Origin of the sequence: Arthrobacter sp. I3, from assembly GCF_000520575.1 — a bacterium.
Lineage (GTDB): Bacteria > Actinomycetota > Actinomycetes > Actinomycetales > Micrococcaceae > Arthrobacter > Arthrobacter humicola_A.
Genome location: NZ_KI914914.1, coordinates 44638 through 56192 on the forward strand (window position 1 = coordinate 44638; position 11555 = coordinate 56192).

The following is an 11555-nucleotide window of genomic DNA, read 5'->3' on the forward strand; positions in this document are numbered from 1 at the left end:
CTCCTGGCCGGGTCGATGGAGACCTACTCCATCGACCTGCCTGGATTCGGCGCCACACCCAAGCCCGCGTACCAGCTGTCCATTGCCGACCACGCCCGTTACATCCTCGGCGCCATGGAACAGCTTGGCGTTGCGGAAATAGTGCTGGTGGGGCACTCGATGGGAACACAGATGGCCCTGGAGGCGGCCCTTCAGCAGCCCGAACAGATCTCGAATGTGGTGCTGATGGGTCCCGTGGTGGACCCCAGGCACGGATCCGTGGCAGAGATGGCCCTGGCGCTGGGGCGTGACTGCCTGTTCTACGAGAGCCCCTCCTCGAACGCCTTGGTTTTCACCGACTACCTGCGTTGCGGTCCCTCCTGGTACTTGAAGACCCTGCAGGTCATGAAGGAGTACCCCATGGAACAGAAGATCGCCGGCGTCAGCGCGCCGGTCCTCGTGGTGCGCGGCGCCAACGACCCCATCGCGGATGCAGACTGGTGCCGCCGGCTGGCCGGGCTCGCCAGCCGCGGGCGGCTGCTGGAGGTGCAGGGAACCGGGCACGTCGTCCAGCACAACCGGGCACTCGAAGTGCGGGACGGCATTCTGGCGTTCACGGGCCTTGGCGCGGCGGCGGGCAAGCCGCTCCCCGGAAGCCCGGCCTGACCGCACTGGCTGCCCGGGGCCGGGGTTAGACGTCGAAGTGGGTCCGGGTGGGGCCCTGCCCGAGTGACTCAACCACGCCGGCCGCGACGGCGTGGAGCTTGATGTTCCGGGCGCTCGAGGCCGACTTCAGGAGCTCGAACGCCTCGTCCTGGCTGCAGCGGTTCTGCGCCATGATGATGCCGACGGCGACGTCGATCACGGTCCGCGTCTCCAGGGTGGCCTTGAGGTTGGCGGCTGTATCGCTGCTGTGCGCGAACCGGACGGCGAGGCGCAGGGCCATGGAGGTCTGGTGGACGAAGTCACGGGCCAGCTCCGTGGCGCGGTGATCGAACCGGCCCGGCCGGTGCGAATAGAGGTTCAGGGCGGCCCGGGTCTCGCCTTCCAGCAGGAACGGCAGCGCCAGGATCGACCGGAAGCCGTGCCCCCGCACCGCCGCGGCGTACTCCGGCCAACGGCCATCGAGTTCAAGGTCCTCAACGTGGACGGTTACCTGTTCCCGGGAAGCCGTCATGCAAGGGCCGTCACCGAAGGTGTACTGGATTTCGTCCATGGCCTGCGCGGCGGGGCTGCTGCTCGCGACGGTGGCCGCCTTCTTTTCCCGAAGGAGCGTGATGCCGCACAGGATCTCGTCCCCTGGCTCGGACAGGCTGCGCGCGGATACGCGGGCCAGCTCCCAGAGGAAATCCTCGACGTCGGAGCTGCTGAGCACCAGTTCATGCAGCTGCTGGTTTATTGAATTTGCGGTTGACTCGCTGACCACTTATCTGTTGTGCCGTTTCACTCAGGTCAAGACGACCCGGCTGTGCTTCCCACCGCGGCAAGGGGCGGATACGGCAGCGGCCGGATCGAAGAACAATCCAACGGCTCGCTGCAAAACCGTACCGGGAGAGTATATACATCCGGGAAACGCAGGTTCCACACGGGCTCCGGACCCGACGGCTCCTGAACCGTTCGTCCCGGGCATAAGCTGTGCCTTAGGCGAAATGTCGCGAACGGATTCGGTATGCCAGAGCTGGACGTCAAGGACTCACCCTCCGCCCCGCTGGCGATCGCCCGCGCCGCGGGCCGGCCCGTTGCCGCCGTGTTGGACGAGCTGGGCTCGGGCGGGAACGGACTGACGGGTGCCGAAGCGGGCAGGCGCCTGACGGAAATAGGGCCGAATGCGGTGCGGACCCACACGGCCAGCGGGTGGTCGGTGCTGGGCCGGCAGCTGGCCAGCCCCATCCTGCTCCTCCTGCTCATCACCGCCGGGCTTTCACTGTTTCTCGGGGACGCCACGAACGCGATCGTCATCGGCGTGATCCTGTTGGTCAGCGTCGGGCTGGGGTTCAGCAACGAATACCGGGCCGAACGCGCTGCGGAGGCCTTGCATTCCCGCGTCACGCACCGCGCCGTCGTCGTCCGCGACGGAAGTCCGGGCGAAATCGACGTCACCGCGCTGGTGCCCGGCGACGTCGTCCACCTGGGGATCGGCGCGATCATTCCGGCGGACATGCGGGTGCTGACGGCCAAGGATCTCCTGTGTGATGAAAGCATCCTGACCGGGGAATCGCTGCCGGTCGCCAAGGATCCTGCGCCCGTGCCGCAGGATGCCCCGCTGGCGGACCTGACCAGCTGCGTCTTCATGGGGACCGTGCTCCAGTCCGGCAGCTGCACTGCGGTGGTGGTCGCCACCGGAGGCCGGGCGGAATTCGGCCGGATTGCACTGGGCCTGGGCGAACGGCAGCCGCAGACCGAGTTCCAGCTGGGCCTCAAACGTTTCTCCTTCCTGCTGCTGCAGGTGGCCATCGGACTGAGCTCGCTCATCTTCGTCGCAAACCTGCTGCTGCACCGGCCCGTGATCGAATCCCTGCTCTTCTCCCTGGCGATCGCGGTCGGGATCACTCCGCAGCTGCTGCCCGCGGTGGTCAGCACCAGCCTGGCCACGGGCACCCGGCAACTGGCCCGGCGCAAGGTCCTGGTGAAGCGCCTGGTCTGCATCGAGGACCTGGGCGACATGGACATCCTGGTCACGGACAAGACCGGGACGCTGACCGATGGCCGGATCAGCTTCACCGCCGCGCTGCCCGTCGGCGCGGGCATCGGGCCCGCTGAGCTGCTCACGCTCGGCCTGCTGGCGACAGAGGCCGAATACGCCGAGGCGAGGCTCTCTACGGTTGGCCTGAACCCCTTGGATGCCGCACTCTGGGAATCACCCGACACGGCGGGCTTCCGGCCGGAGCGCTACGAACGGCTGGACGTCATAGACTTCGACCACCAGCGCCGCCGGACCAGCGTGCTGGTGCGCGAAGCGAACGGACCTGCCCGCATCATCACAAAAGGCTCGCCGGAGGATGTCCTGGCGCTCTGCGTGGGCACGCCGGCGGACGTGCAGGCGATGCTGGACAAGCAGTTCGACGCCGGATCCCGGGTGGTGGCTGTCGGAACGCGACCCGCGGGCGGCCTGGAGGACCTGACGCCGCCCGACGAGAAGGATCTGGTCCTTGCCGGTTTCCTCATCTTCCTGGACCGGCCCAAAGCCAATGCACGGGCCTCCCTTGACCAGCTCGAAGCGCTCGGCATTACGGTCAAGATCGCCACCGGCGACAACGCCAGGGTCGCCGAAAAGGTCTGTGACGAACTCGGCGTGCTCTCCGGCGGGACGCTCAGCGGCGCTGCCGTGGAGGCCATGTCCGATCCGGAGCTGGCCGCCGCCGCACGGGAGGCGAGCATCTTCGCCCGCGTGTCGCCGGAACAGAAGGCGCGGATCATCCGGCTGCTGCGGCTAAGCGGCGGCGCCGTCGGGTTCATGGGCGACGGCGTCAACGACGCCCTTGCACTGCATGCCGCGGACATCGGCATCTCGGTCGACAGCGCCACCGACGTCGCCAAGGACGCCGCCGACGTCGTGCTGCTCGACAAAGACCTGGGGGTGTTGGCCGAGGGCGTCATGGAAGGCCGGCGGATCTTCGCCAACACCATCAAGTACGTTCTCATGGGCACGTCCAGCAACTTCGGCAACATGTTCAGCGCGGCCACGGCCTCCGTGGTGTTGAGTTTCCTGCCCATGCTGCCGGGCCAGATTCTGCTCAACAACCTGCTCTACGATGCCGGCCAGCTGGCCATTCCGGGCGACCGGGTGGACAAGGAACAGCTGGTGGCCCCATCGCACTGGGACATCGGCTTCATCCGGCGTTTCATGTTCCTGTTTGGCCCCATCAGCTCCATCTTCGACTTCGCGACCTTCGCCCTCATGCTTTTCGTCTTCGACGCGGTTCCGGGCGAATTCCGGGCCGGCTGGTTCATCGAGTCCATCGTGACGCAGACCCTGATCATCTTCGTCATCCGGACCCGGCGCGTGCCCTTCTTCCGGAGCAGGCCGTCGCTGGGCCTGGTCGGTGCCTCCCTGGGCGTGGTGGCCCTCGGGGTGTACCTGCCGTTCTCGCCCCTGGCCGGCGTGCTGGGCTTCGATCCGCTGCCTGTGCCGTTCTTCCTCGCCTTGCTCGGGATGGCAGTGGTGTACCTGGTGCTGGTGGAAATGGCGAAAGTCTGGTTCTACTCCCGGGCCGCCCAGCAGCCTGTCTCACGCGGGCCGGCGGCGCTCCGGCACCGCGGCCAGACCCACCGCATTGCCCGCCGGGCCGCCCGCTTCAGCATCCCGGCGGCCAGGCCGCTGCTCGTCCACCGTGGGCCGGGCTGGCGCCGTCGACGCAAACTCGGGCACAAAGGCCCTCACAGGGTTTCGGGCGCGGGCGGATAGTTGGAGGCAGCGGCCACCTGGTCCTGTTCGGGTTAGGGGAACCCGTAGGAGCGCACCAGTTTCAGCAGCACACGACTGATGGCCGATGGCCCACGCTTCGACTTGAAAGCCATAGCCCATGAGCATCTTTGAAGACAGGGTCGACGCCGGCAGGCAGCTCGGCAGGCGTCTGGCGGAATTGCGTGGCCAGGACATTGTGGTCCTGGGCCTGCCGCGCGGCGGCGTGCCCGTGGCCTTCGAAGTCGCCGCCGCCCTGGATGCTCCCCTGGACGTGATTGTGGTGCGGAAACTTGGGCTTCCCTACCAGCCCGAGCTCGCCATGGGGGCAATCGGTGAAGGCGGCGCCAAAGTCCTGGACGAGGAGGTCCTGGCCCATGCGCGGGTCAGCGGTGAGGAACTCCAGGCTGTTGAAGAACGCGAACGCGGCGTGCTGGAAAACCGGGTGGTCCTGTTCCGGAAGGGCCGGACCCGGCACGACCTGACCGGACGCATCGCGGTGATCGTCGACGACGGGATCGCCACCGGCTCCACCGCCCGCGTGGCCTGCCGGGTCGCCCGCAAACAGGGTGCGGCCCGCGTGATCCTGGCCGTTCCGGTTGCCCCCGCCGAGACCCTCGCCGACCTGACGGAACCGGACGAGGTGGTCTGCCTGGCGACGCCGCGCCAGTTCACCGCCGTCGGATACCACTACCGGGACTTCTCGCCGACTGACGACGACGAGGTGCTGCGCCTGCTCGATCTTGCGGCCAAACGCGTCCAGGCCGCACCGCCGCCTTTCTGGACCTCGACGGCGACCCGCGCCGACAACGCCGCCGACGTCGACGAGGAAGTGGAGATCCCGTCCCGCGGGGTGCGGCTCCAGGCCCAGCTGCACCTTCCGGTGCCGGCCAGCGCCGTGGTGCTGTTCGCCCATGGCAGCGGCAGCAGCCGCCACAGCCCCCGGAACCGGTACGTGGCCGGCGTCCTGCAGCAGGCCGGTCTCGGCACGCTGCTGCTGGACCTGCTGACGCCGGCGGAGGAGCGCCACCGCGCCAACGTCTTTGACATCGAACTCCTGGCCCGCAGGCTGTCCTCGGCCACGGACTGGCTTTCCACCCGGGCGGACACGGCCTCCTGCGCTCTGGGGTACTTCGGTGCGAGCACGGGAGCGGGGGCTGCGCTGTGGGCGGCGTCGGAGCCGTCGGCGCGGATCGCGGCGGTCGTGTCCCGCGGCGGCCGCCCCGACCTCGCCGGGCCGCGGTTGTCCGCCGTCAAGGCGCCCACGCTCCTGATTGTGGGGAGCCTGGACCACGAGGTCCTGGAACTGAACCGCCGGGCGAAGGCGATGATGCGCAGTCCCAGTCAGCTCGCCGTCGTGCAGGGGGCAACGCACTTGTTTGAAGAGCCGGGCACGCTCGCGGCGGCGGCCATCCTGGCGCGGGACTGGTTTATCGACTACCTGCTGCCGCCGAACGGTGCCGGCGCGCGGGCCGCGGGCGTCTGAGGGGCCGCGGGCGTCTGAGGGGACCAGAACCGGGGAAGGCCGGGACCACGAAGTCCGCGGACCCTAGCTCCGGCGGCCCTCTGCCCTGGACCGGATCCCCAGGAGCATCCGCCGTTCCATCAGGAACTGCACCGGTTCCAGCAGTGCACGCAGGGCCAGACCCTCCGCCAGGGGCGAAAAGTCGTAGCGGGTGCGGGACAGCAGCCTGGTGGCCTGGGGCCCGGCAGGTCGCAACACGAACGTCCAGCCGACGTCCAGCCGGCGCCCGGTGGGACGGACCCCTGCCGGCGACATCCTCCCCGTGCGCAGATCGATGGTTCCGCCCAGCCCCAGCGCCGCCCCGGACTGGATGAGCCGGACCGGAAGGCCGCCGTCGGGGGACAGCGGAACGACGTCGCCAACTTTCAGGCGCTGCAGCTCCGGGAGAATCCGGTCCGCACTCCGGATGCCCAGACCCGCGCCGCGTTCGAGCCAGTCGTAGGAGTAGAAGCCGCCCCGCCCGGCGCCCATCTGGACAAGCCACGGCCAGACCTCTGCCACGGGGGCCGCAATAGTGATCGCGCGGGTGCTCTGCATGCGCGGGGCGGGCACGATCTCGTCCCCGGCGAGCGGACCGGCGGCCTCCTGGGTGGTGGCCCCCCAGCGCAGGAGCCGCGGCCGGACAGCCAGGACGTAGGCTGCACCCGCCGATGCCGCGGCCAGCGCCGCGAGCGGTCCGCGCAACCGGCCGGGGACGTGCTGACCGCTCACGCGAGGGACCTCATGCGCTGGTCCGGCCCCTGGGCTCGTCCGATTCCGGCCCGACCACCACCACCGGGCAGTGGGAGTGGGCCGCGACGGCGGCGCTCACCGAGCCCATGACCTGATGGAGGAAGCCGCCCTTGCCGCGCCGGCCCACCACGAGCATTTCGGCGTGCTGGCTTTCCTCGACGAGGACCTTGGCGGGCGCCCCGAACTTGACCGAGCGGTTAAGTCCTTCCGGACGCGATTCGCCGAAGGCCCGCTCCAGTGCCTGGTCCACGAGGCGTTCGGCGGTCTCCTCCAGCTCATCGAGGGTGGGCGTTCTGTCCTCGGGCAGGTGGGAGGCCAGGAAGAAATCAGAAGTTCCCAGGCAGGTGATGACTTCCAACGGGATGTTCAGAGCGGTGGACATGCGCCCGGCGAGGCGGAGCGCCGTCGTCGAAAACTCCGAACCGTCCACACCCACGACAATGCGCTGATCACCGTTCATGGTCCCCAGCCTTGCCCCTGCCCCCGGGACTGCCTAGGGCCGAAAGTCACGCGGGGCTGGGCACCGCGGCCGCCTCCGCTTAGGGTGGAACGGTGATTGCCGGCACCGGAGCAGGTGCCGGCCCATTGGCCGGACCATGACGTCCAGCCGAGCCTGCCACCCGAGGAGTTCCTGATGAAAGTTGCTGTTACCGGAGGAAGCGGAAAGCTGGGCCGAAACGTCGTGCGGCGGCTCAGCGATGACGGGCACGAGGTGACCAACCTGGACCGCACCGGTGTGCGCGGCCGCGGCTTCACGGAGGTGGACCTGCGCAACTACGGCCAGGTGGTGGACGTGTTCCTCGGCCTGGAGGACCGCCATGCCGGCTTTGACGCCGTGGTGCACCTGGCCGCGATTCCTGCCCCGGGCCATGCCCCTGATGCCGCCACCTTCGAGAACAACATGCAGTCCACGTACAACGTGTTCCAGGCTGCCCGGCGGGCCGGGATCAAGAAAATCGTCTACGCGTCCAGTGAGACGGTGCTGGGGCTGCCTTTCGACGTCGACCCTCCCTACATCCCGGTCGACGAGGACTATCCCGCCCGGCCGGAAAGCACGTACTCCCTGGTCAAACACCTTGAGGAGCAGATGGCCATCCAGCTGACCCGCTGGGACCCGGCCCTGAGCATCACCGGCCTGCGGTTCTCCAATGTGATGGACCCGGAAGACTATGAGGAGTTCCCCTCCTTCGACCGCGACGCGCGGGCGCGCAAGTGGAATCTCTGGGGCTACATTGACGGCCGGGACGGCGCCCAGGCCGTGGCCCGAGCCCTGGAGCACGGCAAGCCTGGGTTCGAGGCGTTCATCATCGCCAACGAGGACACGGTGATGAGCCGCTCCAGCGCAAGCCTGGCCGCCGAGGTGTTCCCGAACGTCAAAGTGGTCAAGGACCTGGCCGAGCACGAGACCATGCTCTCGATCGACAAGGCCAAGCGGCTGCTGGGCTACGCGCCGGAGCACACCTGGCGGAACTACCACCCGCTGCGCACCACCCCCACTGAAGACTGACCCCAACTTTAGGAGCTCCATGCAATACCGCACCCTGGGCAACAGCGGCGCCGTCGTCTCCAACTATGCGCTGGGCACCATGACTTTTGGCGCCGAGGCCACCGAGGAGCAATCCCGCGCGATCCTGGATGACTACTTCGCGGCGGGCGGCAACTTCATCGACACCGCCGACGTCTACAGCTCGGGGGTGTCGGAGGAAATCATCGGCCGGTGGCTGGCGGACCGGGCCGAGGTCCGGGACCGGGCGGTGGTGGCCACGAAGGGCCGCTTCCCGATGGGCCAGGCCCCCAACGACGTCGGAACCTCCCGACGGCACCTGGTCCGGGCACTCGATGACTCGCTGCGCCGACTCGGCGTAGAACAGATCGATCTCTACCAGCTGCACGCGTGGGATCCTGTCACGCCCCTCGAGGAGACCCTCCGGTTCCTGCACGACGCCGTCACCAGCGGCAAAATCGCCTACTACGGCTTCTCCAACTTCCTGGGCTGGCAGTTGACCAAGGCCGTCCATGTGGCGAAGGCCCATGGCTGGAGTGCCCCGGTGACGCTGCAGCCGCAGTACAGCCTGCTGGTCCGTGAGATCGAGTCGGAAATTGTGCCGGCCGCACTCGACGCCGGGATCGGGCTGCTGCCATGGTCGCCGCTGGGCGGCGGGTGGCTGTCCGGCAAATACAAGCGCGACCAGCCGCCGGCCGGGGCCACCCGTCTGGGCGAAAACCCCAAGCGGGGGATGGAGGCCTGGGAGGCCCGCAACGCCGATCCGCGCACCTGGGACGTGATTGCCGAGGTGGAGCAGACCGCCGGACGCCACGGCGTGAGCCCCTCCCAGGTGGCGCTGGCCTGGCTGGCGGACCGGCCGGCGGTCACCTCGGTGATCCTGGGCGCCCGCACCACCGCGCAACTGGCGGACAATCTCGCGGCCGCGGACCTGCGGCTCACAGCGGAGGAGACGGAGCGGCTGACCGAGGCCAGCCGGCCGCGCGTCGGCGTCTATCCGTACGGACCGATGGCCCAGGAACAGCGCAGCCGGAAGCTCGAGGGCGGCCGCTAACCGGGCAACGGGCTAACAAGGCAACGCGGGGTCACTTAGCGCCGGTCCGGGGGGGGCGATGGGCCGGAAGTGACCCCGCGCTGTCATTCGGGGGAGTGCTGCCCTTCCGGGGAGGCGGGGCCGCCGGCATGATAGCTGGACCAGATGTCGCCCATTTCCTCCGTGGACTGCTCCACGATCCTGCTCATGGCGGCGTGCGCGGCATCCGCCTCGCCGCGCTGAATGGCGCTGGCCACATCGACGTGCAGCTGCAGGGCCTCGTGGTGTGGCAAGTGCGGCATGAGGCCGTGCTGGGTGCGCCCGGTCAGCACTTCGGTGACCAGGTTATGCAGCTGGGCGAACATGGCGTTGCCGGAGGCCCGGAGTACTGACGCGTGGAATTCGATGTCGAGCCGCAGGAACTCGTCCCGGTCTCCGCGCTGGCCGGATGCCCACAGCCGTGCGGCCAGCGAGACGAGGTCGCTCCCGGCATCCCAGGAAGCCCTCCCGGCAGCGAGCCGGGCGGCCGCCGGTTCGATTGCCCCGCGGAGCTCGTTCAGCGCCTGCAGCTGCTCCAGCCGCTTTGACGAGGCCAGCCGCCAGCGGATTACCTGCGGGTCGTACGCGTTCCACGATTCCTCCGGCTGCACCACCGTCCCCAGCCGCCGCCGCGACTCCAGCATCCCCTTGGAGGACAGCACGCGGGTGGCCTCCCGCACCACGGACCGGGAGACGTTATGCCGGGCCTCGATCTCGTCCAGGCGCAGGATCGAGTGCGGTGCCAGCGTCCCTTCGGCGATGGAAAGCCCCAGGTTCTGGAGCAGCACGGCATGCAGGTCTGCTGTTGGCTCCGCCTTTGGAGTTTTCATAAATAAATCATACTGGCGGCCCACAAGGCCTTGTATAAATCTGCTTTATTTACCTAAGATCACTTCCAGAGCAGATGTAAAGATGCATTTGCAGCCGGCTGGACAGAGACGCCCAGCCCTGAAAACCAAAGGAAGTCGTAATGAAGCGACGTTCAATTGCGAAGTACGCGGCCGTCGCCGCCGTCCTGTCCCTGGGCCTGACTGCCTGCGGCGGGGCCAGCGGCAGCGCCGATGCCAAGACCTCCGGCACCGTCCGGGTCACCCTCGCCAACCACGTCTGGACCGAGGGCATCAAGGCAGCCATTCCGGAATTCGAGAAGTCCAGCGGACTCAAGGTCGAACTGACCCAGCTGGGCGAAGACCAGCTCTCGGACCAGTACAACGTCAAGCTCAACGCCGGCAGCGACGAGATCGACGTCATGATGTACCGCCCGCTCCAGGAAGGAAAGGCGTTCGCGAAGAACGGCTACCTCGCGGACCTGACGACCAAGGTCTCCTCGGACGCCGCGTGGGACTGGAAGGACTACCAGGAGGGCCCGGTCAAGGCCACCACCGCTGACGGCAAGGTGGTCGGCGTCCCGATCATCACCGAGCGCGAAGTCCTCTACTACCGCAAGGACCTGCTGAAGGCCGCCGGCCTGGAGGTTCCCAAGACCATGGACGAACTCGAAGCCGCGGCCAAGGCCATCAAGGCTTCCTCCCCGGGCACGGCCGGCTTCGTGGCCCGCACCGGCAAGTCCGCCGCCGTCACCCAGTTCTCCAGCTTCCTGTACAGCTTCGGCGGCGACTTCACCGACGCCAGCGGCAAGTCCGCCGTCAACTCCGACGCCGCGAAGAAGGCCTACGCGTTCTACGGCGGCCTGATCAAGAACTACGGCCCCGCCAACGTCAGCACCGACATGAGCTGGCCCGAGGCCATGGCGATCTTCACCCAGGGCAAGGCCGCCTTCTACACGGAGGCCGACTCGCTCTACAAGAACGCCACCGACCCGGCCAAGTCCAAGGTCGCCGACACCGTCGGCTTCGCCGCACTGCCCGCCGGCCCCGCCGGTTCGAAGCCGTACAACATCCCGTCCTGGGGCCTCGCCATCAACCAGGCATCCAGCAACCAGGACAACGCCTGGAAGTTCATCCAGTGGGCCACCAGCAAGGAACGCACCCTCGAGGCGCAGAAGGCCGGAGTCCCCGGACCCCGCGCGTCGGTCTGGGCTGACCAGGCCGGCACCTCTACCTACCCGAAGGACCTCGCCGAGGCCATCTCCGCCAGCGCCAAGAACGGCGTCGGGCACGACCGTCCCCAGGTTGTCACCGTAGGCAAGGCCCGCGAAATCGTGGGCGGCCCGATCGTCGCCACCATCACCGGCTCTGACTCGTCCGCCGCAGCCGACACGGCGCACGACGCCTTCCAGAAGTTCCTGGACAGCGAAAAGAAGTAACGCCCCAGCGCGCCAGCCAGGCTTCGCGCCTGAGCACTGCGCCTGAGCACCAAACAGCCCGGCGGGACGGCGGTC

The 11555-nt window shown here is 68.2% G+C and carries 10 protein-coding genes; 6 read left to right on the forward strand and 4 right to left on the reverse strand.

From position 1 onward, the window contains the following. The coding region (locus tag Y706_RS24150; RefSeq protein ID WP_043435313.1) for an alpha/beta fold hydrolase at positions 1 to 645 on the forward strand (645 nt) is incomplete at its 5' end. Positions 646 to 670: 25 nt separating this feature from the next. On the opposite strand, the gene Y706_RS0107515 is transcribed toward Y706_RS24150, so the two are convergent. Next, positions 671 to 1405, reverse strand: coding sequence for a GAF and ANTAR domain-containing protein (locus Y706_RS0107515; RefSeq protein WP_028276114.1), 735 nt, complete (start codon positions 1403 to 1405; stop codon positions 671 to 673). A gap of 243 nt (positions 1406 to 1648) precedes the next feature. On the opposite strand from Y706_RS0107515, the gene mgtA reads away from it, so the two are divergent. Both mgtA and Y706_RS0107525 read left to right on the forward strand, forming a co-directional pair. Beyond that, positions 1649 to 4384 (forward strand): magnesium-translocating P-type ATPase, encoded by a 2736-nt coding sequence (mgtA, locus tag Y706_RS0107520; protein ID WP_028276115.1) that lies wholly within the window; start codon positions 1649 to 1651, stop codon positions 4382 to 4384. A gap of 118 nt (positions 4385 to 4502) precedes the next feature. Then, complete coding sequence (locus Y706_RS0107525; protein WP_028276116.1) at positions 4503 to 5867, forward strand: phosphoribosyltransferase; 1365 nt, start codon at positions 4503 to 4505, stop codon at positions 5865 to 5867. Positions 5868 to 5930: 63 nt separating this feature from the next. Here Y706_RS0107525 and Y706_RS0107530 read toward each other — a convergent pair whose 3' ends face one another. Beyond that, on the reverse strand, positions 5931 to 6617 hold the full coding sequence (locus Y706_RS0107530; protein WP_253906714.1) for an SRPBCC family protein: 687 nt from the start codon (positions 6615 to 6617) through the stop codon (positions 5931 to 5933). Between the two features lie 10 nt (positions 6618 to 6627). Beyond that, positions 6628 to 7098, reverse strand: coding sequence for a universal stress protein (locus Y706_RS0107535; protein ID WP_028276118.1), 471 nt, complete (start codon positions 7096 to 7098; stop codon positions 6628 to 6630). Between the two features lie 174 nt (positions 7099 to 7272). Here Y706_RS0107535 and Y706_RS0107540 point away from each other — a divergent pair, with 174 nt between their 5' ends. Beyond that, positions 7273 to 8145 (forward strand): NAD-dependent epimerase/dehydratase family protein, encoded by an 873-nt coding sequence (locus Y706_RS0107540; protein WP_028276119.1) that lies wholly within the window; start codon positions 7273 to 7275, stop codon positions 8143 to 8145. A gap of 19 nt (positions 8146 to 8164) precedes the next feature. Beyond that, the gene (locus Y706_RS0107545) at positions 8165 to 9196 is read left to right on the forward strand and encodes an aldo/keto reductase (RefSeq protein WP_028276120.1); all 1032 of its coding nucleotides are present in this window, start codon (positions 8165 to 8167) and stop codon (positions 9194 to 9196) included. An 83-nt stretch (positions 9197 to 9279) separates the two neighbouring features. Here the strand turns inward: Y706_RS0107545 and Y706_RS0107550 are convergent, their stop codons facing one another. Next, complete coding sequence (locus tag Y706_RS0107550) at positions 9280 to 10044, reverse strand: FadR/GntR family transcriptional regulator (RefSeq protein WP_028276121.1); 765 nt, start codon at positions 10042 to 10044, stop codon at positions 9280 to 9282. A gap of 140 nt (positions 10045 to 10184) precedes the next feature. Here Y706_RS0107550 and Y706_RS0107555 point away from each other — a divergent pair, with 140 nt between their 5' ends. Further along, the gene (locus Y706_RS0107555; protein ID WP_028276122.1) at positions 10185 to 11480 is read left to right on the forward strand and encodes an ABC transporter substrate-binding protein; all 1296 of its coding nucleotides are present in this window, start codon (positions 10185 to 10187) and stop codon (positions 11478 to 11480) included. Positions 11481 to 11555 lie beyond the last annotated feature (75 nt).